The organism is Desulfovibrio faecalis (assembly GCF_053570625.1).
In genome coordinates, this window is the sequence record NZ_JBRBQR010000001.1 from 732300 (window position 1) to 758032 (window position 25733).

At 55.9% G+C, this 25733-nt stretch carries 25 protein-coding genes; 6 read left to right on the forward strand and 19 right to left on the reverse strand.

Going from position 1 to position 25733, the window contains the following annotated elements; genetic code table 11:
• Positions 1-364 precede the first annotated feature (364 nt).
• From ACUZ79_RS03205 to ACUZ79_RS03225, 5 genes are all read right to left on the reverse strand, one after another.
• Positions 365-571, reverse strand: a complete 207-nt coding sequence (locus ACUZ79_RS03205) for a helix-turn-helix transcriptional regulator (RefSeq protein ID WP_192112127.1) — start codon at positions 569-571, stop codon at positions 365-367.
• A gap of 296 nt (positions 572-867) precedes the next feature.
• Positions 868-1890: a hypothetical protein gene (locus tag ACUZ79_RS03210; protein ID WP_256267763.1), complete on the reverse strand. Its 1023-nt coding sequence runs from the start codon at positions 1888-1890 to the stop codon at positions 868-870.
• A 1-nt stretch (position 1891) separates the two neighbouring features.
• Entirely contained in the window at positions 1892-2236 is a 345-nt protein-coding gene (locus ACUZ79_RS03215; protein WP_449250682.1) for a tyrosine-type recombinase/integrase, read from the reverse strand.
• Entirely contained in the window at positions 2209-3054 is an 846-nt protein-coding gene (locus tag ACUZ79_RS03220; protein ID WP_449250683.1) for a tyrosine-type recombinase/integrase, read from the reverse strand. Before ACUZ79_RS03220 ends, ACUZ79_RS03215 begins: the two co-directional genes overlap by 28 nt.
• 496 nt (positions 3055-3550) lie before the next feature.
• Complete coding sequence (locus ACUZ79_RS03225; RefSeq protein WP_240823535.1) at positions 3551-5407, reverse strand: DEAD/DEAH box helicase; 1857 nt, start codon at positions 5405-5407, stop codon at positions 3551-3553.
• 277 nt (positions 5408-5684) lie between these two features.
• On the opposite strand from ACUZ79_RS03225, the gene ACUZ79_RS03230 reads away from it, so the two are divergent.
• Entirely contained in the window at positions 5685-6308 is a 624-nt protein-coding gene (locus ACUZ79_RS03230) for an ABC transporter ATP-binding protein (protein ID WP_449250684.1), read from the forward strand.
• 2 nt (positions 6309-6310) lie between these two features.
• The gene (locus ACUZ79_RS03235; RefSeq protein ID WP_297892888.1) at positions 6311-7084 is read left to right on the forward strand and encodes an ABC transporter permease; all 774 of its coding nucleotides are present in this window, start codon (positions 6311-6313) and stop codon (positions 7082-7084) included.
• 57 nt (positions 7085-7141) lie between these two features.
• Here the strand turns inward: ACUZ79_RS03235 and ACUZ79_RS03240 are convergent, their stop codons facing one another.
• A complete protein-coding gene (locus ACUZ79_RS03240; RefSeq protein WP_449250685.1) occupies positions 7142-8077 on the reverse strand; it encodes a TIGR01777 family oxidoreductase in 936 nt (311 codons plus the stop codon).
• A gap of 72 nt (positions 8078-8149) precedes the next feature.
• Positions 8150-9052 (reverse strand): LysR family transcriptional regulator, encoded by a 903-nt coding sequence (locus ACUZ79_RS03245; protein ID WP_449250686.1) that lies wholly within the window; start codon positions 9050-9052, stop codon positions 8150-8152.
• Between the two features lie 138 nt (positions 9053-9190).
• Here ACUZ79_RS03245 and ACUZ79_RS03250 point away from each other — a divergent pair, with 138 nt between their 5' ends.
• On the forward strand, positions 9191-10183 hold the full coding sequence (locus ACUZ79_RS03250; protein ID WP_449250687.1) for a DMT family transporter: 993 nt from the start codon (positions 9191-9193) through the stop codon (positions 10181-10183).
• Here the strand turns inward: ACUZ79_RS03250 and ACUZ79_RS03255 are convergent.
• On the reverse strand, positions 10111-10572 hold the full coding sequence (locus ACUZ79_RS03255) for a winged helix-turn-helix transcriptional regulator (protein WP_449250688.1): 462 nt from the start codon (positions 10570-10572) through the stop codon (positions 10111-10113). The two genes, ACUZ79_RS03250 and ACUZ79_RS03255, sit on opposite strands and share 73 nt — an antisense overlap.
• Positions 10573-10691: 119 nt before the next feature.
• Between ACUZ79_RS03255 and ACUZ79_RS03260 the strand changes: the two genes are divergently transcribed.
• Positions 10692-11354, forward strand: a complete 663-nt coding sequence (locus ACUZ79_RS03260; protein ID WP_449250689.1) for a flavodoxin family protein — start codon at positions 10692-10694, stop codon at positions 11352-11354.
• Between the two features lie 83 nt (positions 11355-11437).
• Here the strand turns inward: ACUZ79_RS03260 and ACUZ79_RS03265 are convergent, their stop codons facing one another.
• The 7 genes from ACUZ79_RS03265 to ggt form a co-directional block, all read right to left on the reverse strand.
• Positions 11438-12160, reverse strand: a complete 723-nt coding sequence (locus ACUZ79_RS03265) for an ABC transporter ATP-binding protein (RefSeq protein WP_209819340.1) — start codon at positions 12158-12160, stop codon at positions 11438-11440.
• Positions 12160-12930 carry an ABC transporter ATP-binding protein gene (locus ACUZ79_RS03270; RefSeq protein ID WP_192112140.1) on the reverse strand — a complete coding sequence of 257 codons (771 nt, stop codon included), beginning with the start codon at positions 12928-12930 and terminating at the stop codon, positions 12160-12162. Before ACUZ79_RS03270 ends, ACUZ79_RS03265 begins: the two co-directional genes overlap by 1 nt.
• A gap of 77 nt (positions 12931-13007) precedes the next feature.
• Positions 13008-14171 (reverse strand): branched-chain amino acid ABC transporter permease, encoded by a 1164-nt coding sequence (locus ACUZ79_RS03275; protein ID WP_240823543.1) that lies wholly within the window; start codon positions 14169-14171, stop codon positions 13008-13010.
• 13 nt (positions 14172-14184) lie between these two features.
• Positions 14185-15099, reverse strand: coding sequence for a branched-chain amino acid ABC transporter permease (locus ACUZ79_RS03280; protein ID WP_240823544.1), 915 nt, complete (start codon positions 15097-15099; stop codon positions 14185-14187).
• A gap of 363 nt (positions 15100-15462) precedes the next feature.
• Positions 15463-16632 carry an ABC transporter substrate-binding protein gene (locus ACUZ79_RS03285; RefSeq protein WP_192112143.1) on the reverse strand — a complete coding sequence of 390 codons (1170 nt, stop codon included), beginning with the start codon at positions 16630-16632 and terminating at the stop codon, positions 15463-15465.
• 528 nt (positions 16633-17160) lie between these two features.
• The gene (locus ACUZ79_RS03290; RefSeq protein ID WP_449252186.1) at positions 17161-17436 is read right to left on the reverse strand and encodes a hypothetical protein; all 276 of its coding nucleotides are present in this window, start codon (positions 17434-17436) and stop codon (positions 17161-17163) included.
• A complete protein-coding gene (ggt, locus tag ACUZ79_RS03295) occupies positions 17390-19054 on the reverse strand; it encodes a gamma-glutamyltransferase (protein ID WP_449250690.1) in 1665 nt (554 codons plus the stop codon). The genes ACUZ79_RS03290 and ggt overlap by 47 nt, the downstream gene beginning before the upstream one ends.
• A gap of 314 nt (positions 19055-19368) precedes the next feature.
• On the opposite strand from ggt, the gene ACUZ79_RS03300 reads away from it, so the two are divergent.
• The gene (locus tag ACUZ79_RS03300; RefSeq protein ID WP_192112144.1) at positions 19369-19869 is read left to right on the forward strand and encodes an AbrB family transcriptional regulator; all 501 of its coding nucleotides are present in this window, start codon (positions 19369-19371) and stop codon (positions 19867-19869) included.
• Between the two features lie 87 nt (positions 19870-19956).
• Here ACUZ79_RS03300 and ACUZ79_RS03305 read toward each other — a convergent pair whose 3' ends face one another.
• Positions 19957-20712, reverse strand: coding sequence for a sulfite exporter TauE/SafE family protein (locus ACUZ79_RS03305; RefSeq protein ID WP_449250691.1), 756 nt, complete (start codon positions 20710-20712; stop codon positions 19957-19959).
• A gap of 139 nt (positions 20713-20851) precedes the next feature.
• Positions 20852-21835 carry a TDT family transporter gene (locus tag ACUZ79_RS03310; protein ID WP_449250692.1) on the reverse strand — a complete coding sequence of 328 codons (984 nt, stop codon included), beginning with the start codon at positions 21833-21835 and terminating at the stop codon, positions 20852-20854.
• A 103-nt stretch (positions 21836-21938) separates the two neighbouring features.
• On the opposite strand from ACUZ79_RS03310, the gene ACUZ79_RS03315 reads away from it, so the two are divergent.
• On the forward strand, positions 21939-22817 hold the full coding sequence (locus ACUZ79_RS03315; RefSeq protein WP_324836918.1) for a LysR substrate-binding domain-containing protein: 879 nt from the start codon (positions 21939-21941) through the stop codon (positions 22815-22817).
• Between the two features lie 25 nt (positions 22818-22842).
• On the opposite strand, the gene ACUZ79_RS03320 is transcribed toward ACUZ79_RS03315, so the two are convergent.
• Both ACUZ79_RS03320 and ACUZ79_RS03325 read right to left on the reverse strand, forming a co-directional pair.
• On the reverse strand, positions 22843-24489 hold the full coding sequence (locus ACUZ79_RS03320) for a sel1 repeat family protein (RefSeq protein WP_449250693.1): 1647 nt from the start codon (positions 24487-24489) through the stop codon (positions 22843-22845).
• Between the two features lie 11 nt (positions 24490-24500).
• Positions 24501-25730, reverse strand: coding sequence for a hypothetical protein (locus ACUZ79_RS03325; RefSeq protein ID WP_240823551.1), 1230 nt, complete (start codon positions 25728-25730; stop codon positions 24501-24503).
• Positions 25731-25733 lie beyond the last annotated feature (3 nt).

Consider the following 25733-nt stretch of genomic DNA (forward strand, 5'->3'; position numbering starts at 1 on the left):
TGCTGAATTTCCTAATGTTTTTTGCGTTAAGGTAATTTTGAAGCGCCAAGCTGTGACAGGTTAAACTCCAAGATTAATACGTTTGATCCTACCCGACCTAGAAGCCAAAAGCGTATTCAAAACGCGGAAATTAGCTCTGATAGGTCATCTTTTGCAATTGATGACAATTCAGCTCTCTGCATTTCGTTCATTCGCAAACGGCCTTCATTCATCCTTCCATGGTTGCGTTCTCCTCAGCAGCATTGGCTGCTGGGGAAGCACAATAATCATAATTATGTTCGTTTTGTAGCTTGCACCGGCACCACACAGTACAAGACGTTTAGTACTAACTCGCTTTTTTCAAAGCATCTCAGCTTAAAAGCCGTTAGATGTTCAAAGACGGATCAATGAGGTGCTTTGAAAGGAATGCTTCTAAGTCACAGACGCGATAGCGCACAGCGCGGCCTATTTTGATATAGGGAAACCCTATGCGCTTAAACCTGTGAGCACGAAGCGTAGAGAGGCTCAACCCGGTTCGGGCTGAAACTTCTTGCTCTGTCAAGCATTGGCAAGTTGATTCTATGGCAGACATGGCCGACCTCCTTGGTTAAACTGGGAGTTACGGCCATTTTTATACAGGAAGGAAAGGACATAGGGGGATCGCGTAGACACCGACAAGCGGTTAAATCTACTAACAGTAATTTATCCTAATTATAAACAACAATTTCCTTACAGACTGAATGAGGACTCTGGTATTCCGGGCGTAAAAAAGCCTCCCCTGTAATATCTTCGCGACGTAGTGGAGAGGCTTTTATGTGAATCACATAGAACCATATATATGACGGCAAGTTAATACTGTTTCAGATCTCAACCAAAATATTTATACCACTAGGTTGCAGTGTCGACAAATTCATATTCAAAAAAACCTATGGTTCGCCTCTGAAGTTTATTCGCATCTGATATCTTTTTTGTAAGATTCATCCATTCCTCTGCTGTTTGTGTCCCCCTAATTTTTTCAACAGCATATTTAAATTGCTTAGTCCACATGTTACGGCATTCACTATAATATTTACATTGAATACAGTCTGTTGTTGTGCTTTTTTTTAATGGATCGCACTTAATGCTCTTATCACTGCGTGAATGCCGCTCTAGCGCTGATTCAAGATTTTCATTATGCAGAACACAGAAATCATAAATTATAAGTCCAGTAGCCTTATAAAATATATTCTGCAATGTCTGCCTGTAAGACCCACTCTTGGAAAGCCTATGGACTTCTTTTATAACATCAGATCGCTCACAATTTTCATAGTCACTATTTGACTTAAAAAGAGTTGCTTGCCTTGTAAGTTCATTAATAGTTTCCTTTAGAGACATATGAGCATTGACTAGAAACATTATAGAGTTATTACAATCTTTGACAACACACTTTCGCTCTACAATATCTCTGCATTTAAAAACAGCAGGTAGTTCATTATTTGCTCTATAGTTCAACACGACATCTTCCATTTTGTACGGAAAGGGGAGAAAAGACGGCGACACACTAAATCTTGAAGCAATGTCTAAGAGAATGCCAATATTACTAATATTATTAATTACCTGTACTATTTGTTCTCTAAGATGTTTGAATGCAAGATTCATAGTTTCAAAAGACACACCACCAAATTGCATCATTAATATATTTATACCCATTGCTTCACAGCAATAAATAACATCAGAAAGAAAATCCATTTTCATGGGATATGGAACAACACTTTTTTCTTCATAATGCGCTTCTAAAACTTTTCCGACAATATTAATTGTATTTTCTATCTCACCATTATTATAGCAAGACATTTCAAACCTGCGCTTCGCATATTCACAAAAGAAAAAGGACTCTTCCAACGTCGTCTGGTCAAGGACTGAGTTTGGCATATCACTTCTTCTCCCTATCAATATTAAATATTTCATCCGCGACACTGGCTGCCCGCTGCATGGCCTCATCGGCCAAGTGGGCGTATCGCTGGGTCATTTGCGGGCTTGAATGAGTCAGTAACTTTTGCAGTGTGTATAGATCAACTTTCCCACTAGACGCTAGAAAGGACGCATATGCATGCCGCAATCCATGCAAGGGGCGGAAATCATCGGGAAGCCCTGCCTTCTTCTTGACCCGAAGTGCGACACGGCGGAAGTCCTGTCTTTGTCCGCCATCCTTTCCGGGAAAGACATAATTACTGCCGTGCGGTAAGGGCACTAGAATGGATCGAGCAGCCTGTGACATTGGGATGTTTCAGTCTTTCCTTTTTTAGCAGCATCCCCGCGCAGAGTGATGAATCCTCTCTCGAAGTCAATGTCGTCCCAGCGCAAAGACATGAGCGCACTTTTGCGCATGCCCGTGGTAAGGGCCAATCGAATAAAGCTCGCTGCAACTTGATCTGCCTCTTCATCAAGCGCCTGCTTGAGCTTCGTTACTTGATCCAGCGTTAAGGCTTCCGTCTTAACATTATCTACTTCAGGCATTTCAAAATAAAGAGTAGGCTGCTGGGCACATAGCCCCCGCTTGACTGCAAAGTTGATAAGTCTACGAATAAAAGCCAAAACATGCTTTATCGTCTGTGGGGATAGGGGCTTTGCTTCACCGCCTTTTTTGCGCGGCTTGGTGAGTACTGACAGCTGATTACGAAGATCATCAATGTCCTTGGTGGTCAGTTCCTCGGTTGTCTTTTCGTGCAGGTGAGGAAAATATTTGAATAGGCACGCGTCTGTTTTCAGGATGGCTTTACCAGCATTTATTGCAGCATAATGCTCCCAAAGTTTGGCAAGAGTTGCTCGGGATTGTAAAAGTTTTTTTTTCTCTTCTAGGCAACGCCGTTTCTCAGTATTGGACAATTCTTTACCACGCATCCTGTCTATGCGTACTTGATTGGCTTTGGCCTCAGTCATTCCAACAGAGGCCTTCCCCACAGGTTCTTCAATCTGCTTCGCCTCTCTGCCGCCAATTCGATAACGGATGTAATATGTTCTCTCTTTGCCGCTATCGTCATCGCGAAAGTAAACACCTGGATATTTTTTAGATTTTGTGCGTTTTTGTGTTGCCATATAGGATCACCTCAAGTACAGCAAAAAGCAGAGAGCCTCATTTCTTCCCCACACCATTCCCCACACAGATCATAAAAATAGTGAGCAATAGGTGTAAAGTCAAACAACCTTTAACATGTATATCTAGCTGTTTTTAAAAGAATATATCAAAAGATGAAAATCCATATACAATATGGCACTTAGTCTTTTAAGCAGAGAGTCGCAGGTTCGATCCCCGCACGACCCACCATATATTTCAAGGGCTTATGGATAATCTCCGTAAGCCCTTTTTCTTTTGGACATAGAAAGGGATAAGCGCATCTGAGATGGGGGCGTTACCCAAGGATTGGGAAGGAGCCGCCCGTGCAGGCCTGTGTGGTCCAAATGGGGCGGATGCGTGGCCGCTGCAATGGGCCTGCTCTCGTTCCTCATGCAAACAGTTAGAGCGGCACGTAGATGAAAATAAAACGGCCCGTTGACTCCAGGAGTCAACGGGCCGTTGTGCTGGCAACAAAGATTAATCCCTGTCGTCTTCAGCGCCGCGCGGTTTTCTGCCCCATTTGTCGGGGTGCGTAAACCGCTTACCGCCACCACCACCGTTACCGCCGCCATCGCGTTGATTGCGGGCAGGGTACCCGGGCCGGGGGCCACGCGGCGCGCGGGGGCCGGGGCCAAAACTCTTGCGCTGGAACGAGCCGCCGCCAGTGTCGAGCTTGGCGGTCACGCGCGTACCGGCAATGAACACGCCCCGGTTAAGAACGGCCAGCACGTCATCGGCAAATTCGCTCTGCACTTCAACAAGGCTGAAATGCTTCTGAATGCTGATGGCGCCGATGCTGCGGCCAGCAATGCCGCATTCGCCAGTGATAGCGCCCACCATTTCGCCGGGCGAAACCTTGTGGGCATGGCCCACGCTGATGTGCAGGCGTGTCATGGGCGCATCGTTACGGCGCGGGCGCGCGCCATCGCGGTCGCCCTGACGGAATCCGTCACGGCCATCGCGACCGTCGCGGCCAAAGCGGCGCGGCGCTTCGGCCAGAGGGTCTTCTTCGGGCACGTTGGTGGCATCGCCAAAATCGCGCTGCATCAGCAGCTTGAGCAGGGCTGCGGCCACATCTCGGCTGGTGATGACATCATCGGCAAACTGTTCGGACAAAAAGTCTTCCACCATCTGCATGCAGCTTTCCAGCGCACCGGCGGTCAGCGTGGCGCGCACTTCGTCCAGCAGTCGCGAGGTGCGGATGTTGGCAACGTCGCGCAGGGAGGGCAGGCGTTCCTGCTGAATGCGGGCCTTGGTATGCCGGATAATATCGCGCAGCTTGTGCTGCTCGCGCAGGGTCACAAAGGTAAAGGCCTTGCCCACGCGGCCAGCACGCCCGGTGCGGCCAATGCGGTGCACGTAGCGCTCTGCGTCATGGGGGATATCGTAGTTGACCACGGCATCCACATCGTCCACGTCAATACCGCGCGCGGCAACGTCCGTGGCGATCAGAATGTCCAACCCCTCACCGCGAAAACGCTGCATGACCCTGTCGCGCTGCGACTGGGCAAGGTCGCCGTGCAGGCCATCGCTCTGATAGCCGCGCTGTTGCAGGTGGGCCGTCACTTCGTCCACGCTGCGCTTGGTGGAGCAGAACACAAGGGCCTTGCGGAATCCCTGGGCGTCCAGCACACGGCACAGCGCGTCCATCTTCTGATGGGGGCGCACTTCGTAGTAAACCTGCTCAATGGCGGGCACTGTCAGGGTTTTCTGGGCAATGGCCAGCATTTCCGGCTCACGCAGAAAGCGTTTGCTCAACTGCAAAATGGCCGGGGGCATGGTGGCCGAGAAGAGTACGCGCTGGCATTCAGCGGGCACCCGCTCCAGAATGGCTTCTATATCTTCGCGAAAGCCCATATCGAGCATTTCGTCGGCTTCATCAAGCACAATGGTGGTTGCGCCGCCCAGGCGGAGGGTGCCGCGCTGGAGGTGGTCCATAACGCGACCAGGGGTGCCTACCACCACCTGCACGCCGCGTTCAAGAGCGCGGAGCTGGCGTTCAATGGCCTGACCGCCGTATATGGGCAAAATGGCAACGCCGCGCATGCGGGCGGCCAGTTTGCTGAGTTCTTCGGCTACCTGAATGGCAAGCTCGCGCGTGGGGCAAAGTACCAGCGACTGCACCGCCCTTGTGGGGGTGAGCTTTTCCAGAATGGGCATACCAAAGGCGGCTGTTTTGCCGGTGCCGGTCTGGGCCTGACCTACCGCGTCGCGGCCAGTCAGCAGGAAGGGTACGGCGAGCACCTGAATAGGAGAGGGTTCTTCAAAACCCATATCCTTGACGGCCTGCAATAATTCCGGGGACAAATGAAAATCTTCGAACGATGGGGACATGCTGTTCCTGTACATAAAAAATTACTTGGTAGCGTACCATAGCCTCATACACGCCAATGCACAATGCCCCATCAGCCCCAGATTGCGGCAGACGGCGGCCTGATTGAAAAAAACCGCCCAGAAGCCGCCCCGCGCAAGGGATGATGATTCTGGCGCAGATGCAAAAAAAATCTGCTGCGCGGCACAAACCGTTTACAGGCTGTTGACCTTGCCGCGCTCCTCTGTAGGATGGCCTACGCCGGAATAGTCCTGCACCACGTCAGCATCAGGAGAAACCATGTCCTGTATACAGACACGCGGTCTTGCCTACGGCCAGATATCCTACAAGGATCTGGACATAGAAGAGGGCAAGGCCACATTTATCAGCGGCCCCAGCGGCTGCGGCAAAAGTACGCTGCTGCGGCTGTTCAACAAAATGCTGGCCCCTACGGCAGGCGCTGTGCTGTACCAGGGGCAGGACATGGCCGACATCGACAGTATTGCCCTGAGGCGCGAGGTTTTGCTGGCAGGGCAATCCGTATTTCTTTTTGAAGGCACAGTGGGCGAGAATTTTGACGCCTTTTGCGAAGCCAGGGAATCCGCCAACCTTGCGGCGGAAGACAAACTGAAATTCCTGCGCCTGTGTTGCGCCAATTTCCCGCTGGATGCGCCCTGCGTGCATCTTTCCGGCGGCGAACGCCAGCGTGTGTTTCTGGCAATCTGCCTTTCATTTCTGCCCAAGGTGCTGATGCTGGATGAACCCACCTCGGCTCTGGATCAGGAAACGGCAGAGCGCTTTATGGCGCAGGTGCTGGCCTTTTGTCGCGAGCGCGGCATGACCGTGGTAGCCGTGAGCCATGATCCCGCCCTGACAGAACGGCATGCGGAAGACATCATCAGCCTTCGGGCAGAGGCAGAATAACCATGAACGGCGTTGCCCAGATTCAGTTAGGCTCGTTTTTGCTCGTCTATGTGCTCTTGCTGGTGGTGCTGGCGGTTATGAAAAAATGCCGCATCAACCAGGCAAAACTGCTGGTGCTGGCAAGCGCGCGCATGACCCTGCAGCTCATTGCCGCAGGCTACGCGCTGACTTTTCTTTTCGAACATCCGCACCCGCTGCTCACCATGGGCTATCTGCTCATACTGGTATTTTTTACCATCTATCTGGTGCTTTCGCGCAACAAAAGGCTCAACCCGCGCTTTAGGGTAATAGTGTCTGTTTCCATTGCCAGTTGCGGTCTGGGAATCATCGTATTTTTCGTAACCTGTATTGTGGGGCAAAGCGTGTTTGATCCGCAATACCTCATCCCCATCAGCGGCATGCTCATGGGCAATGCGCTTACGGGTGTTTCGCTGGGCCTCAAGTCCTTCTGGAACGGCCTTGAGGGGCAGCGGGCGCGTGTGGAGGCGCTGCTGAACATAGGGGCCACACCGGAGAAGGTGCTCTTTCCCTTTGTGTGCCAGGCGTTGGAAACCGCCCTCGTGCCCACGCTCAACTCCATGCTGGGCATGGGTATCGTGGTGTTGCCCGGCATGATGACAGGCCAGATACTTTCCGGCACCGCACCCACCACTGCCATCCTGTACCAGATAACCATCATGGTGGCTATTTGCGCCTGCGTGTGCCTGTGCTGTTTCTGTTCGCTCTATTTCGGCTACCGAACGCTCTGGAACGCGCAAAAACAGGTGGCTTTCTAGACGCAGATTGCCAGTGAAACTGCCCGATCGCTGTTTACGAAGAATGTGCTAGCTGCTCTATATAAGCACGCTCCGCAGGGCTGAACCCAGATCTGGCTGGCGAAAGGCGTAGCCAGCAGCCTGTAGCCGCGCCGGAACAGGGTTTTGCCCTGCGAGCAGCAGTTCATCAGCCATCTGCCCCAGCATCAGGCGCAGTATCGGTGCGGGCACGGGCAGCCACGAGGGCCTGCCGCAGGCCTTGCCAAGGGCGTGGGTAAATTCGCTCATGCTGGGGGTGCGCGGCGCGCAGATGTTGAACGTGCCCGCAAGGTCGGGCCTTTGCAGCAGCAGGATGGCGGCTCCGGCTACGTCTTCAAGGTGTGTCCAGCAGAAGGGTTGTTTGCCTGAGCCCAGCGGCCCACCCACGAACATGCGGAAGGGCGGCAGCATGCGCTCCAGAAATCCGCCGGGGGTTCCATCCGCCTTTTTGCCCAGCACCGGGGCAAAGCGCATTACGCAACGGCGGATGCCCAATGCTTCAACGGGCACGGTGCTTTGCTCCCACTGGCGGCATGTTTCGGCCAGAAATCCCGTGCCGGAGGGGGCACCTTCATCGCAGGCCGGCGCGTTGTTTTGCCAAAGGCCATAGTATCCGCTGGCCGAAGCCTGCAAGAGGGTCGCAGGCGCGTGGTGGGATTGTTCCTTGCGCAGGCGCAGGGCAACGCACAAGGCTTGCCCGGTTTCTACCCGGCTGTTCACAATGGCCTGCTTGCGCTCCGGCGTCCAGCGGCCTCCCCCGATATTCTCGCCTTGTAGATTGATGATGGCGTCCACGCCGTCCAGCAATCCGGCCAGGGCCGCTCCATCCCAGCCGTTCCAAACCACGCGTCTCGGGCCGTTGCCGTCCTTGCCCGCCCTGCGTGAAACCACGCTTACGGTGAGGCCCTGGCGCATGAGTGCCGTTGCCATGTATCGCCCCACAAAGCCTGTGCCGCCCAGAATGAGAACATGCATGGTGAACCCCCTCTGTTGTGCGAAGCCGTGCGTTTGAAGCAGTCTATACCTTTTGCCGGGGAACAGGCAATTTTATCGTTTTGTCGGCCTTGCGCCTGATTGCGCGGGATGCGGAAAAACCTCCTGCGCCATGCGGATAAACTCCCGCGCAGCGGGCGACATGCGGCGCGCGTCCGGCACTGCCAGGGCTACCTGACGCCGGGCCGCAGGACGGAGAGGCTTTTTGACGTAGCCCGGTGCTTTATCTGACGGCAGGGCGGATTCCGCCACAATGCTCACGGCCTCGCCCCGCGCCACAGCGGCAATGGTGCTCACAAGCTGCAACGAGCGCCAACGGATAGTGGGGTGCAGGCGCAACGCGCGGAACAGACCTCCGATAATGTCTTCAGATCCGGCTCTGGTCATGGCAAAGGGGCTGGCGCAGAGTTCCTCAAGGGTGACGGCGTTTTTTTTCACCAGCGGGTGCGCCAGCGGCAGCAGGGCCACCAGCTGGTCTTCCATGAGGGGGAAGGTGTCAAACCGTTCATCCGGCAGAGTCACAAAACCAATGTCCACCCGGTGGTCTGTGAGCCATTGGGCCACCTCGCCGTCAGGGCCTTCATCCACATGGATTTCAATGCCGGGGTAAACCGCGCGGTATTTTTCAAGCACCGGTGGCAGCAGACGCAGCGAAGCTGTGGGGCCAAAAGAACCGATGCGCAACGTGCCGCGCTTCATGCCGCGTGCGTCCGAGGCCTCCTGCCGCATGGATTCCGCCAACCCAAGCATGGCCTGAGCCTGACGCAGCAGGCGAGCGCCCACATCTGTAAGTTCCAGATTTTTGCCGCGCCGCAGCAGGGCCACGCCAAACTCCTGCTCAAGCGCTTCAATGGCGTGGGATACGCCCGATTGCGAAATGCCCAGTTGCAGGGCGGCGGCAGTGAAGCCACGGCGCGCGGCCACGGTGGAAAATATTTCAAGCTGGGTCAGCGTCATTGCGATTTACCATGAGTTATTGCTCATTTCTCTATGAATAAACATGCTCGTAAGTGTATGCATATTGGCTCGCGGGTGCAATGGGTGCAATCTGTGAACAGCTTTTGACCGCAGAATTTCAGCAAAGTCAGGGATTAAATGAGTGTTGCAAAAGAACGCGCGGGGGACGCCGCCGTATACGTGCGGCTGGCCCTTGTGGCCGTGGCCTGGGGCGGGACTTTCATTGCGGGCAGGAGCCTGGCTGGCGTTGCGCCCATGTTTTCGGCCAGCCTGCGTTTTTTGCTGGCCTCGGCGGCGCTGAGTCTGTTCCTTGTGGTTTCCGGCAAGGGTTTTCGCCGCGTGACGGTGGGGCAGGCCTTGGTAGTGACCCTGCTGGGATTTTGCGGCATATTTTCGTACAGTTTTTTCTTCTTCAGCGGCTTGCAGCACATCAGCGCTTCGCGCGCGGCGCTGATTGTGGCGCTGAACCCGGCGGTCATGGCCCTTATCGCCTACCTTTTTTACCGTGAACGCGTGAGCGCGCTGAAAATGCTTGGCATTGCCCTGTGTTTCGGCGGTGTGGCTCTGGTGGTCGGCGGCGGCGATCCCCAGCGGGCAGGGGCTGGCGGCAGCGGCTGGCTGGGCGAGGCGCTTATAGGCGGTTGCGTGCTGAGCTGGAGCGCCTACAGCGTGTTTTGCAAATCAGTGGTGCGGCAGCTTGGGCCGCTGCACACAGTAACGTACTCCATCTATGCCGGAACCCTCATGCTGGCGGCCTATACCGCCTGCACAGGCGCACTGGATTTTGCCGCTGTGGCGCTGTTCAGCAGCGGCGAGATGCTCAGTCTGCTCTATCTGGGCATAGTTGGCTCCGCCGTGGCCTATATATGGTACTATGACGGCATCCAGAAAATTGGCGTGGCACGCGCTGGCGTATTCATTGCGCTCAATCCCCTGGCGGCGGTGCTGTTTGGCGCGGCCCTGCTGGGTGAACAGATGACCCTGGCGACCCTGCTTGGTGGCGCGCTGATTATCACCGGCATTGTGGTGGAAAACTGCCGTAGCGGGGCCGGATGTGCTCAGGCAGCCGAGCCGCCCTTGGAAGTATCCGTCGAAACGTCTACCAAACTATCCGGGCAGGCGCGGGGCTGACAGCCGCAATCTTCTGCTTCTAGCTTTTCCGCATTTTTTTCAAAATCCAGATGCTCCCGGCCCCAGGCGTAAAGCGCCTCCAGCGCCGGGAGCAGTTTTTTGCCGCGCTCTGTGAGCGAATATTCCACCTTTGGCGGTATTTCGTTGTACTGCCTGCGATGCACAAGGCCAAAATCTTCCAGCTCGCGCAGGCATTTGGTGAGCATCATATTGGTGACCCCCCGTACACTGCGTTTCAGTTCGTTGTAGCGCATGGTATCTTTTTCGGACAGATGCCACAGAACGGGCAGCTTCCACTTACCGCCAATGCACCTGAAAACGTGCAGGATGGGGCATTCAGTCTTGTCATCATACAGGCCGCTGGCGGCGCGTGAAGGAGATTTTGTCATGGTATGCTCGCTAAAAGTAGGGAAGAAAAAAATGCGTACTTGCGAAAATAGTTTTAGAGCAGGTATACATGGTGGTCAAGAAGTCCCTTGCCATCAACCTATTCCCACAGGAGGATATAATGAAAATTTACGCCATAAACGGTGGCCCGAGAAAGAAGTTCAATACCGTAAAGTTGCTTCAGGCAGCTCTGGATGGAGCCGCAGCCGCACCCTGTAGCGAAACTGTGGAAACAGAGATGATCCACCTGTATGATCTCAGCTACAAGGGTTGCGTAAGCTGTTTTTCGTGTAAAAGGGTTGGCGGCAAGAGCTATGGGCATTGCGCAGTCAAGGATGATCTGGCCCCGGTGCTGGAAAAGCTCTCGCAGGCGGACGGGCTTATCTTTGGCAGCCCCATCTATTTTGGCAATGTCACTGGTATGATGCGCAGCTTCCTTGAGCGCCTGATGTTTCCCTTTTTCGTGTATGACAAAGACTACAGTTCGCTTGCGCCCAAGCGCATGCCCACGGCCTTTATCTACCCCATGAACGTGAGCAGCGAAGAAATGGAGCAGTACGGCTACCGCCAGAACCTCAAGGGCATGGAAACCTTTGTGGGCCGCCTTTTTGGGGAGCCGCAGGTGCAGCATGTGCCCAATACCTACCAGTTTGACGACTACAGCAAGTACAAGTGCGAACGGTTCTCCGAGCCGGAAAAAGCCGCTTATCGCGACGCGCATTTTCCGCAAGATCTGGAGCAGGCACGCCGCATAGGCGCTGCAATGGTTGCCGCTGCCAGATAGCTTTCGTACTGCCACGGCAAAACACAAAGCCCCCGTTTTTCAACGGGGGCTTTGTCATTGCTGATAGTTATGCTAGAGCAGGCTTATGCGCCCAGATAGGCTGCCTTGATTTCCGGCGTGTCGGCCAGATGGGCGGCGGAACCTTCTGCCACGATGCTGCCTGTGTCGAGCACGTAGCCGCGATCCGCCACCTGGAGCGCCAGGCGGGCGTTCTGCTCCACAACCACAACGGTCAGACCTTCGCTGTTGAGCTGCTTGAAGGTACGGAACATGTCGTACATCAGCAGGGGCGAAAGCCCCATGGAGGGTTCATCCAGCAAGAGCACCGAGCAGTTGGTCATGAGCGCGCGGCCCACGGCCAGCATTTGCTGTTCGCCGCCAGAGAGCGTGTCGCTGCGCTGGTGCATGCGTTCCTTAAGGCGCGGAAAAAGCTCAAAAACCTTGTCCACATCCCGCTGGATATTGTTGTCCTTGCGTGTCCAGGTAGCCAGCTTGAGGTTTTCGTTCACCGTGAGGTTGCCGAAAATGTGGCGTCCTTCGGGCACAAGATCCATCTTGAGGCGGGCCACCACATGGTGCGGCTCTGTTTTCAGGATGGATTCGCCGTTAAAGCGGATGTCGCCGCTGATAACAGTGGGCGATTCCGGCGGCGTGAGGCGCATGACGGCCTTGAGCGTGGTAGATTTGCCAGCGCCGTTGGCCCCGATGAGGGTGACTATTTCGCCCTTGTTCACGTGAAATGAAATGCCGTGAAGGGCTTCAATCTTGCCATAGCCGGCGTAGAGATTTTCAACTTCCAGTAGCATCACACGTTCTCGTCGCCCAAGTAGGCCTTGATGACATCGGGGTTGGACTGAATTTCCTGCGGCGTGCCTTTGGCAATGGTCTTGCCAAATTCCACCACGGTAATGTGCTGACACAGCGACATGACAACCTTCATCTGATGCTCGATCATCCAGATGGCGATTTTGAATTCGTCAAATATCCAGCGGATGTGCTTGATGAGGCCGTCCACGTCCGAGGAGTTCAGGCCAGCGGCGGGTTCATCAAGCAGCAGCAGCTTGGGGTCTGTGGAAAGGGCGCGGGCCAGCTCCACCCGGCGTTGCAGGCCGTAGGGGAGGTTTTTGGGAAATTCATTGGCAACATCTGCCAGCTCCATGATTTCAAGAATCTTAGAGGCCTTTTGCCGCACGCGTTTTTCCTCGCGGCTGTAGCGCTCGTTGCAGAGCCAGGCGTCAAGCAGCCCGTATCCCAGCCTGTGGTATTGCGACACGCAGATGTTGTCGAGCACTGTCATGTCGTTCCACAGGCGGATGTTCTGAAAGGTGCGGGCCATGCCCATGGCCGTCACCTGATGCGGCTCAAGGCGTGTATCGTATGTATGACCGTTAAAGACAATCTGCCCCTCAGTGGCGTGATAAAAGCCGGATGCCAGATTGAACACCGTTGTTTTGCCCGCGCCGTTGGGGCCGATAAGGCCCACAAGGGAGTGGTCTTCCACGGCGATGGAAAAATCCGTTAACGCAATCAGCCCGCCGAAGCGTTGCGTGACTTCTTTCATTTCAAGCAGTGCCAAGGTCAGCCCCCACTCGTTCTGGTTGTATCTGTATCAATGGCGCTTTCAGGACGCGCCGCCCTGGGGCCGGAATTGCTTTAGTCGCGCTTGCCGAAGCTTACCAGCCGTTTCAGTTTGGGGAACACATCGGTCAGTTCCCTGTTGCCCAAGAGGCCCTCGGGCCTGAACTGCATGAGCAGAATGAGAATCAGCGGGATGATGACCCACTTCCATTCCTGGCTGATGTTGAACGAATTGGGCACAAAGGGCAGCATGTGGGCCAGGTCGCTCATGGCGGGCAGGGCGAAGCGCAAAAGCTCGATCAGCAGAGTAAACATCACGGCGGCGAGCACCGAGCCGGAAAGTGAACCCATGCCGCCCAGGTACACCATGACCATGGCCTCGGTGGACTTCATGATACCAAAGCTGTTGGCGTAGATGGAGCTGAACATGTGCGCATAAAGCGCGCCCGCCACACCGGCAATGCCCGCCGAGACCATAAAGGCCACGAGCTTCACCCGCTTGGTGTTGACGCTCATGATTTCTGCGGCAACTTCGTTCTGGCACACCGCAGGTATGCCCTTGCCAAGGGTACTGTTTACCAGACGGTACAGCATCATGGTGGTGATCATAACGCCAAGCAGCATCCAGATCATCATCCAGGGGATGTCGGCCACGTTCTCCATGGCGCGCACCACGCCGCGCATGCCCGTAAGGCCGCGCGGGCCGCCCACAAAGTCAATATTGATGATGAGCGAAATGATGATGTAGTTGGCGGCAATGGTGATGATTGCCAGATAGTCGTCACGGGTTTTGAACGAAGGCAGGGCCACCAGCAGGCCAAAGAGGGCCGCCACGCCGCCTGCAGCGGCAAGCACCAGGGGAAAGAGCAGGGGCGCGAGTTCCGGCGGCAGCAGGGGTGCGCCCAACATTTTGTTCTTGGTGAACAGAATGATGGAGATAAGCCCGCCCACATAGGCCCCCACGCACATAAAACCCGCGTGACCACAGGAAAATTCGCCCATGTAGCCGTTCACAAGGTTCAGGCTGGTGGCAAAAATAACGTTGAGGCCCATGAACTTGATGACCGAAAGCCAGTAGCCGTCAATCCACGAAAAATATTCGGCAAAAACAAGCACCAGCCCGCCGATCAGGAACAGAAGACAGTCTATCTTCCTCTGTTTGACAGCCCGTTTGATGGCATAGCCGAAGCAGAGCACGCCCAGAATCGCAAGAACCGTTTGTACAAAAAGAGGCAGCATTCAGACACTCCGGCTAGATTTTGGTCGTTTGCGGCATGCCGAAAATGCCCGTGGGCCGCACCCACAGGATGAGCAGCAGGATGGTGAAGGAAAACAGATCCATGTAGGTGGACGGCAAGAAGGCCACCACCATGATTTCTACAAATGCCAGCATAAAGCCGCCCACAAATGCGCCGCGTATGTCGCCAATGCCGCCCACAACCGCCGCGATAAAGGCCTTCCAGCCGATCATGGCGCCCATGTAAGGCTCGAGGTTGGGGTAGCACATGGCAAAGAGCATGCCGCCAAGCCCGGCAATGCCCGAGCCAAGCACAAAGGTGACCACAATGACGCTGTCGAGCGGTATTCCCATGAGCGGCAGGGCAAAGCGGTCCCAGGAAACCGCGCGCATGGCCATTCCCACCTTGGTGCGCGTGACAATGGTCTGCAAGAACAGGAATACCAGCACCGCAGCCACAATAACCCATACTTTCAGGTTTGTGATGACCAGCGGCCCGATGGAGTACACGGTTTTGTCGATAAGCTCGGGCAGCTTGCGCTTGGTTGCCCCAAGCAGAGCAAGGTTGCCGTTTTCAAGAATAAGGCCGCACATCAGTGCGGTTATGACCACATAGAGCCTGTGCGCGCCCTTGCGGCGCAGGGGCCGATAGGCAATGCGCTCAAGCGTAACGCCCACAAGGGCTGTGAGGCCCATTGTCAGAACAATGGTCAGCCACAGCGTCATTGGCTTTGAAAGGGCTAGGCCATCGGAAGAAACCAGATACGTGGCCACAAAAAAGGAAATGTAGGCCCCAACCATAAAAATATCGCCGTGGGCGAAGTTGATGAGGCGCAGCACCCCGTAAACCAAGGTGTAGCCCAAGGCGATGAGGGCGTAAAAGCTGCCCCATTGCAAGGCGTTGAGGGTCTGTTGCAGCAGAAAGTCCATAGGCTACCCAAAAATGCTGACGGTTACAGTGTGCAAATCCTGTGGCGCAGTTTTGTTAATTCTTGGTCAAAACCCGAATGCTGAGCGGCAGTGCGCGTATGTGCCCCCTGAACCGCCCGTTCAAGCAAAAAACACTTTGCTCCAAGGGGGCTTACGGCAGCGGTGCAAGGCAAGCCTCAGCTCTGCATACTTTTAATCCCCAAAAACGCAAAAAACCATTTCTGATTCGTAATGGGGTTCAGTCAAAGGCAAAAAAATATCGATCTGATCTGTGCGCAGATTTTATCCGCAGCGGCTGTTTTGCCGCCGCGCGGCCCCCTGTGGTTGGGCCGCGCGGCAGAGCCAATTACCTGCTGATGTCTGCTATTTGGGGCAGACAGATTCCACAAAGGCGAACGCGCCGGTTTCCGTCACGCGCACGATAACCGCGCACTTGATGGGGTCGCGGTTTTCGTCAAACTTCATGCTGCCGGTGATGCCGTCAAAGTTGGCCATGCCAGCCATGTTGTCGCGAATGATCTTGCGTTCTTTCTTGAGGTCGGGATCAATCTTGCCAGCCTTCTGGATGGCCTGAAGCACGATATTGATGGAGTCCCAGGTCAGAGCGGCAACGTCGTCAGGCACATAGCCGTACTTGGCCTTGTACTTGTCGATGAATTCCTTGGTTTTGCCAGTCGCGCCCTCGGCGGTGTAGTGGGTGGAGAAGAACTGATCCACACAGTCTTTGCCGCAAAGGTTGAAAAGCTCGGCGGAACCCCATGCATCGGAACCCATGAAGGGCCCCTTGTAGCCGAGGTCACGGGCTTGAGGCACAATAAGGGCCGCAAAGCTGTAGTTTTCAGGCACAAATATGAAGTCGGGTTTTGCCGCGATGATCTTGGTCAGCTGGGCAGAGAAATCCTGGTCTTTGGGACCGTGCGATTCCATGGCCACCACAGAACCTTTGCCGTGAGTCTTTTCAAAGGCTTCCTTGAAGTTGTCGGCAAGTCCCTTGGAGTAGTCGTTGGATACTTCAAACAGAACGGCGGCCTTTTTGGCGTTGAACTTCTTGGTGGTGAAGTCCACGGCCACAGGAGCCTGGAAGGGGTCAAGGAAGGCCCCACGGAAGACCCATGGGCGATCCTTGGTGGCGTCGGGGTTGGTGGACCAGGGGGTGATCATGGGCACCTGCTCGTCATTGGCAACAGCGCCCGCAGGCACGGCCTGGCGGGAAGACTGGGGGCCAACGATGGCCATGACTTTGTCGCGCTCAATGAGCTTGAGGGTCACGTTAACGGCAGACTCGGGTTTGGATTCATTGTCTTCATAAATGAATTCAAGCGGGTACATCTTGTCGCCCACTTTCAGCCCGCCCTTGGCATTGATCTCTTCCTTCAGCATTTCAGCCGCATACTTGGAGCCTTCGCCCACCTTGGGGATTTCACCAGTAAGCGGGATGGGGAACCCGATTTTGATCGGAGCTTCTGCGGCCATGGCCGCTTGCCCCACAAAGAGAGACAGGGCGCAAACTGACGCTACTTTCAGCAAATTCATGAAGGCCTCCCGAGTTTTATGTGCAGTTACAGGGGTGTACCAAAAATACGGTAAGGCTGAACAAAGCAAAAAATATTCCGTTTTGCTAAGTTGCTGGAAAAGAACACAATTTGTAAAATTTAGCTACACAAAAAATACGTTTTGGTAACTTTTTATGCGTAAACACCACAAAACAGTGAAAAAATAAAACGATAACCAGAGCATGAATCTTGTCGCATATGTGGTATCGCAAGTCAAATATGATACCATGACGGGGAGAGCCATTAGATTATTCTGTGAGATATTATAGTAATGTGCTGAATTAAAAAATCTTTTTTTGAGTTATCAGCCCGGTGACATTTCAGTCCTGCGGGCCTTCTGACCGTGAGTATGTGCTTTGCGGCTAGGAAATTATATCGCTTAAATATGCAACCATCTGTTTATTAAGGTGAAATTGTTTTTAAAGTAAAAAATACTTTTTTGTCGATTTTGTGGGAGGGTTGCGCCCGCATTGTCGGTGTTGTGCCTAGAAAATCAAAAAATATAAAATTATTTTGGATTGTTATCATATTCTACGAACTGGTAGGCCTTGTGAAACGCGCCGCTGCCGGAACCTGATGAACCCCTGTTCGCAGCATTGCCGCCAGCTACGTTTTCTGCGCCGCTTCTGCGTTGAGTCAGACATGGCAGAACACCCTGACAGACTAAAAAAACCTGCGGTATATAAGCACGATTCAGCGGCAAAAGCCACAGAAAAAGATTGCCTGGATTGCCTGGGTCAATAACCAGCAGCCAGCCCGTCGCTGCGCGGATCAGTTGCTCCAAACAACACCCCGGTATCCTGATTACAAAGAATGGCTCCGGCATGGCCCATCAGGTCGCTGAAGTCAGCGATGCGTTCCACCGAATGTCCCTGCTTGGTGAGTGCTTGGGCCAATTGGGGGCTGAAGCGGCCCTCAAGCCGAAGATTGTTCATCGGCAGGCCCCAGCTCCGGCCATACAGCCAGCGCGGTGCGGCCACAGCATCGTGCGGACTCAGGCCAAAATCTACCATTCTGGTGACTATGGCCGCCTGCGTCTGGGGTTGCCCCTCGCCGCCCATGGTGCCGTAAACCAGCCAGGGCTTGCCGTTTTTGCGCAGCATGGGCGGGTTGAGCGTGTGCATGGTGCGTTTGCGCGGTTCGAGCCTGTTAACGTGGCTGGGATCAAGTGAAAAAAAACTGCCTCGGTTTTGCAGCAGGATGCCCGTGTCGCCCGCCACAAGGCCCGAGCCAAAGTCGTGAAAAATGCTCTGAATGGCAGAAACAGCGTTCCCCTCAGCGTCCACCACGCCGAACCAGCAGGTGTCGCCCTTGGGTTCCAGAGGGTTGGTAGGGCAGAGAGCGCGGGCAGGGTCAATGCGACGGGCAAGCTCGCGCCCATGCTCCGGAGACAGCAGATAATCTACAGGAATGTCGGCAAAGTCGGGATCAGTCACATGAGCATCGCGATCGGCAAAGGCCAGCTTGGTGGCTTCAACTATAGTATGCAGGTATGCGGCGCTGCCCTCTCCCATGCCTTGGATATCCAGATGCTCAAGGATGTTGAGTATGGAGAGCGAAGCCAGACCCTGGGTATTGGGCGGCAGGTTGCAGCACTCAAGGCCTCGGTAGCGCACACGCAGGGGTGTGACGGTTTCTGCCTGATGTGCGGCGAAATCCCGCGCTGTGAGCAGACCGCCGTTGCTGGCAAGCCAGCGGGTCAGGCGCTCGGCCAGTTCGCCTTCATAAAATACGCGCGCGCCTTTGCGGGCGATGAGGTCAAGGGTGACGGCAAGCTCGGGCAGACGCAGCACCGCCCCAGTTGGCGGGGGCGTGCCATTGGGTAAAAACGTGCTGGCAAAGCCGGGAAACCGCTGCAATTGCCGATAGCCCGTCGTGTCTGGTTTGCAGTCTTCATGCAGCCAGTGGGCCAGGGAGGGCGTTACGGCAAAACCTTCTGCCGCGAGGCTGATGGCCTCTTGCAGCAGGTCGCCCAAGGCAAGAGGGCTGCCCCATGAGCGGCTGAGCGTATGCGCGGCATCCCAACCAGAAACCACACCGGGCACAGTGCAGGCAGCCAGCGGCCCGCGCAGAGGAATGGACACAAGGCCCTTTTGCGCAAAGAAATCCCGCGTGACATTTTCGCCAGAGCGCCCACAGGCGTTGATGCCGTGCAGCGCGCCAGTTGCGGCCTCGTGCGCCAGCCAGAAGTTATCGCCGCCGATGCTGCACATCTGCGGGTACACAACGGCCAGCACTGCTGCCACGGCCACGGCGGCGTCAAGGGCGGTGCCGCCCTTACGCAGAATTTCCACGCCTGCCTGTGTGGCCAGGTAGTGCGGCGAGGTGACCATGCCCTGCGTGGTCATGGGGTCAAAACGTTGGGATTCCGTTTCCGCATAGGGGCTGGCTGCAAAATTCATGATGCTTCCTGTGTGGGGTGGCTATGTGTCGCATAGGTGCCGCCAAAAGGGTGCAAATCTGACCCAAATGGCATGCAGTGGGTAAGCCGTGGCATTGCAGCAGACTAGCGGCGGGGGCGCGGCACGTCAAACCCACGGCTCAACTCGTGCCTCAGCTGAAAAACAGACGCAAAACGTTGCTCCATACTTGGCAGGATACGGCGCACAAGCCTCATTGAGAGGTGACAAAAAAGGGCGTAAGCAGGTCTGACGCCGCGCAGGTGCGGCTACAGATCAGTAGGCAGCCGCGCATTGCGCGACGCGAAGGACACGATATGGGTACAACAATAATGCTGTTTGCCGTAGGGCTTGCAGGAAGTTTTGTTTTTGACCGTTTTCACCTGCCCGGCGGGGCCATGACAGGGGCCATGATCGCCGTGGTGATTTTTAAAAGCTGCGGTTCCATTACCTCCCCCGACATGGCGCATTGGGTGCGCTTTATTGTCTACGGGTGCGTGGGCGTGCTTGTGGGCAACATGTATAATCCCGGCATGCTCGATGCCGTGCGCGACACCTGGCCCATGATGCTGCTTTCAACAGGCATTATTCTGATGGCGGGGCTTTTGTGCACCTGGATTGCCGTGCGTTGGGGCGGGCTTTCTGTGGGCGGAGCGTATCTGGCGACCAGCCCTGGCGGATTCAATGCGGTGGTGGCACTTTCTGGCGGCACCGGGGCTGAAGCCCCCATGGTGATGGTGTACCATCTGGTGCGCATCTATGCCATTGTTTTGCTCTCGCCCATAGTTGCCAAGATGCTGTCTTATCTAGTTAAATAGTCGTTTAACGTCAGACATCCGCCCCGTGCATGGGGGCCGCTGACAGCCAGCGATATTGAGCCTCCGTCGGACACCGCCGGGGGCTTTTTAGCGGGCAAGCAGCAGAATCAGACCGCCCAGCCCCGGCAGCGCGACCATGCAGCTTTTGAGCAGCAATTGCGGGGCCATGCGGGTAAACTTTGCGCCCACATACGCGCCAATGACCTGACCAACCAGAACTTGCAAGAACAGCACAAGATCCAGATGCCCGGCGGCGAGAAAACCCAAACTGCCAAAGGCCGCGATGGGCAAAATGACCAACATGGTTGTGCCAACTGTCTGATAGAGCGGCACATTGAAGATAATCAGCAGGGTCATCTGGATAAAGGGCGTTGCCCCCACGCCGCAGGCTCCGGAAACCAGTCCGTTGAATACGCCCACCATGCCTGTCAGCAGCCAGAACTTCACGCCTCGGATACTGGTGAAACGAAAGCTGAACAGCGGATTGGCCGGGTGAAAAACCCGCAGATATATGAGGAAAGCAGAGAACATAAGCACCACGCCCGTCAGCGGCTTGAGCGTGGCGGAGGCAAGCCCGGACGAAATGTGCGCGCCACAGAAAGCCCCGGCGGCGCCAAACGCGCCCAGCAGCAAGCCCAGCCTGCGGTTGACGTTGCCCTCGCGAAAGTGGCTGACAGAGCCGGAGAGGGACGTAAAAGCCATGGCCGCGAGCGAGGTGCCAAGAGCAACCTGCATGGGGATGTCAAAGCCCACGCTGAGCATGGTGATCATAACCCCGGCGCCGCCAGCGCCCACAAAGCCCAGCAATATCCCCAACAAAAGCATGGCGGCAAAAACAAACATAGATCACCTGCTGCGCGGGCCGCCTCAGAGGCGGCGTAGAGTGGAGCAATTACATGCGGCGGCAGAAATCGTCACGCAGTTCTGGCAGGCTAGCTCTACCGGGTGCGGCGCGCAAGGGTATTTTCCCCCATTCGGCAGGTCAGGCGTGCGCCGCCCTTTGCGCACGCAGCAGCGTATCCCACGCCCGCACGTAAAAGATCAGGTAGCGCCAGCACACATAGGCCACAACGAGGGTTGCTATAATCATTTCCAGCACTGCCAGCATTTTGAGTTGCAGGGCGTACTCCAGCGTTGCTGGGTACGCGGCCAGCAGTTCGGAAACTTTGTACAGCGCTGTTGCCCCCACCGCCATGGGGAATGTGTAGGCCGCAAAGCCGGGGCTGAAGGGCAACCGCAGCAGTTTGAAAAAGGCCACATAGATGATGCTGGTCATCAGCACCGCCACCCCGAGCAAAAGACTGCACAAGAGCAGGGAGGGGGTTGGCTCAAGGCTCAGATAGGCCACCAGAGAAAGGCTGGCAGGAGCGGCAAGCACAGCTATGGTTGGCTTGGATGCGTCTTCAATTTCTCGGGAAAATATGAGCCGATACAACATGACAGGCAGCAGGGCCGCGTAATTGACCATGCCAAAAACCATCAGAACATAGGCAAGCTGGTAGTATGCCGGGCCGGGAACCGTCATGGCCGCCACGCTGATGCCCACAAAAGGGACAAACCAGCTCGGCAGCATGTGGTGCAGGCTGAACTGCCGTGCCCTGAAGGCCACAAAGGCCAGCAAAAGGCAGAGGTGCAGGCCTACGGCAAACAGCCAGAGCCACTGGGCCGCTTGCGCGTCCAGAATGCTCAGGCTCTTGGATTGGAGCATCAGGGCCATTGATGTGGTGGGCAAGATGCTGCCAAGCACGGGGTGGCGCAGTTCTTCGAGCAACTGCCTTGGGTTCAGGGCAAATTTGCCCGCCAGCAGCAGAATCAGCGTCATGGATGTCAGGGCGCCAAGCACCTGCGCAACGTTGTGGAGGGGCAGGCTTTTTTCAAGCCCGATGCCCAGGCTGGCAATGCCAAGGGCCAACCCCGCAAGGGGCGTGGGAACAGCACGAAAGAAATTGCGAACACTCAGCAACATGGAGCTATCCTCGGTTGTGGTCTGCTTGCGTGTTTGCCACGGATCGTGCATTAAGAAAATCGAAATGAATTTAACGTAGCATATAAAAAAATTAAATACTGATATGACACTCAAGCAATTGCAGGTTTTTCTGGCTGTGGCGCGGTTTCAGAACCTCACACAAGCCGCAGAGGCTGTGTTTCTGACCAAGGGTGCGGTTTCCCAGGCCTTGCAGGAACTGGAGCGGCACCTCGGCGTGCGGCTGTTTGACCGGGTGCACCCGCATTTGCGGTTGAATCATGAGGGGGCGCGCCTGTGGCCGCTGGCGGACGAAATGCTGCAAAGGGCCGAAGCCATCGAGCGGACATTTCAGGCTGGCGGGGCCTGCTTTTTGAGCATTGGGGCCAGCAAGACCATTGGCAACTATCTGTTGCCGCAACTGATGCACGATTTTGAAAAGGACCACGGCTGGTTGCCCAAGGCGCAGATAGCCAACACCAACCGACTGCTTGAACTGGTGGAAGGCTACGTTCTGGACGTGGTGCTGCTGGAGGGCGAGCAGCATCGGCCCGACATGGTGGCGGAAGAATGGCTGAAGGATGAAATGGCGGTGGTGGCGTGCAAGGGGCATGCTCTGGCTGATGGCAAGGCCCATGCGCCGGAAGAACTGGCAGGCCAGCGCTGGATTCTGCGGGAGCCGGATTCCGGCACCAGAGCGTTTTTTGCGCACACCCTTGGCGCGCTCATTGCGCCCTATACGGTGGCGCTGAGCCTCAGCTCCACCGAGGCGGTGCTGGGCATGGTGGAACAGGGGTTGGGCATCACCTTTGCTTCACGGCTCATGGCAGAGCTGCCAGGCTTCAGCAGCCGTTTTTCAATAATCCGGCTGACGCAGACGTTTTCACGTACGTTTTCCCTTTGCTGGCACGAGTCAAAATACCACTCTGCGGGCATGGACACGTTTATCCGCTTTTGCCGGGCATGGTCGCCGCTCAACAGATAGCGCTACGCAAAGCCCCCCTATGCAGCTAACGCTGGCGCGTCAGGTGGTACACGCGGGGAACCATGTACATGAGGCTCAACTGCCCGCGCGTAGGCTCATAGCGCGTGGCAACCACCACAGAACCCAGATTCCAGAGGTGTGCGTCATCGCCTTCCCCGGCGGAGGCCTTGCCAAAACGGTCAGTAACCATCTTGAGTATCATGCCTTCCACCGTATTGTTCGGCGCAGTGTAATCCAGCTCAAGAAAGCCCAGAGGGCCAGGGTTTCCGGGGCCGTAACAGATCGCCATCTGGCGCGCGCCGGGGGCAACCTTGGCCGCATCGTACAGATCGCAGATATAGGCGTCATCCTCGCGAATAACCGTTGCCCCGTACTGTCGCAAAGCCTCGCGCATGGAATTTCTGTCGGTATTGTCGAGCCGCTGACCAAACAGAACGGCCTCGGGGCGCGAAGGTTCGGCTCGGGCCATCTCTTCCAGTTCCTTCATGGCGTTGGCATCGCCGTTCATGGCAGCCGCATAGAGCAGCAGCACCGCCCGCGAGGGGTTCTTGGTCACGCCCTGACCGATGCGATAGAAATGCCCAAGGCGGAACAGAGCCTCGGTTTGCTGTTGCGCAGCAGCGCGGCTGTACCATGCCGCCGCCGCTGTGAAATCCTGCTGCACCCCACGCCCCAGCTCATAGAGCATGCCCAGATTATACTGGGCCTCGGGCTGACCCTGCCGCGCAGCCAGATCAAACCAGCGCGCTGCTTCCGCGGGGTTGGGTTCTATGCCGCGCCCCTGTTCCAGCATGCGCCCGTAGTTGCTCATGCCCGAGGGGTGCCCTGTCTTGGCTGACTCCGCAAACCAGTGCAGGGCGCGGCCCAGGTCAGGCTCCACCCCCTGCCCGAGGTCGTAGAGTACCCCAAGATTGTTCATGGCCTGCCCATCGCCCGCTTCGGCCTGTTTGCTCCAGATGCTCTCCGCTGTGGCATAATCGCCCTTGGCGTAGGCTGTTGCGGCTTCTTCCGCCTGTGTGGGCGGCGAAGTCCTTTGCGGAACAGGCACAGGTGCCTTGGTGGGCGCACTTTCTACTGTGGGAGCGGCTTTATCCTGCTCGGCTGCTTCTTCCTTCTTGCCCTTTTTTGATTTTTTATCCCTGCGGTTTTTTGAACCCTTTTCCTTCACCGGAGCTTCTGTTTTTTTGGGCGCTTCGAGGGTAGGGCTTGCAGGCTGGGCAGGAACTGCTGGGGCAGATGCGCCCTGTGCCGCTGGGGCCTGCGGTTGCTGGGCCTGAGCGGGGGGATTCGCTCCCGGTGCGCTCGGAGGACTGACCTGCTGCGGCGTGGGTACGGATGGCCTTGCGACGGTTGGGGTTTGCACCGTGGGTGTCTGCACGGTAGGCACCTGAACCGTAGGCGTCTGTATTGGGGCCGCTGGCATCGGCTGCGAAAGCGTGGGCGAAGTACCTCCCACGAAGGGTTGCCCTCCCATGCCGTTGGGGCTGGGCGTATTGCTTCCGCTCATAGAAGCATTGGGCGCGCCAGTGCCCTGAACAAAAACGGAGTCTGACGCGGCAAAAGCCGTGCCGCCCGACAGAGCCAAGGACACGCACAGACTGTATACGAATACGGCCCGGATGGCTGAAATAAGATGGGCGCGGCTGTATACCGCGCCCCATCGAAGAAACATGCTGGTGTTCCTTACGGTTTACGTTTGGGGCAGTTAAAATTCATAAAGTCCACTTCCGGGCGGCTTGTGAGGCGCTCATCGGGCACCAGGGCATAGCCGCGCCAGTCGCGCAAGGTGGCATTGATCCTATCCATATTCACGTAAGCCAGCAAGGCGGGCCAGCGGTCGGCCATATCGCGCAGCATGCGCGCATAGGTGACTTCCCCGCCGTGGAAGCCGTCAAAGAACTCGCAATCGCCAGAAGCAAAGGTGCGCGGGTCGGTAAATTCCATAACATCAATGCCACGGGCAAGCAGGGCGTCGCGCAGCTTGAAGAGGTGCGGATAATCGGCCTCGCGTTCGCGCATGGCGTCAAGCACACGGACAGAAAGGGGCGAAATGAAAACAAAGGTGGCAATGCCCCTGGCCTTGAGCCGGCAGTAAATTTCTGCAAAAGCGTCCAGATGGGCGCTGCTGATACCGCCGGGGTCGCGGCTGTCAGCCAGCGGCTTGGCGTGGAAAAAGGCCTTGGTGCCGTAGCGTACCTGTTTGAGGGTATCCTCGAACTGGTAGTCAAAGGGCCGCTTTTGCCCGGTGCTTTCACCAGTGTAATACCATGAGCCGTCAGAGCCAAAACCGTCGTTGTACTGCTGGGCCATGATGCCGTAACGGGCATTGCGGAATCCACCCATGGACTGCGGCAGCATGGGGGCAATAAAGTCCTTGAACGAAATCTTGCCTTCAAGCAGCCATGTCCACGGCTTTTTGAGGCTGTCGAATCCGTAGTTGTACGATCCGCTGGTGGGCGGTTCTTCCTTGAAAGGATCGGCATTCCACTGGGGCATGAACCACCAGAAGTCCAGCCCGATGATGATGGCATCCGGCTTGTGGATGCGCAGCATGGCGTCGATGGTGGAGCGCAGCACGGGCAGATTGCCCGCCGTGCCGCCCACGTTGAGGAAGGGCTTGCGGAAGTATGCGCCCCGGAATTGCATGACCCGCGAGGAACCCACGGCGGCAATTTCGGGCTTCACCTTGGCATAAAGCTGCAGTTTGTAGTCCACAAAATCCTGGGAAACGCCGGAACCAAACACGGCAAAATTCCCCTTGGACTGTTCGGTGACGGCCCGTTCCACGGCCACGTCGCCGCTGCTGTGCAGCCACCACGCGGTATAGGGAACGGCCAGCAGGCATCCCGCCAGGACAAGACCCAGCAGCACGAGAAAATAACGCTTCAAAAAGGCGGTTTCTGTGTTGTTCATGGC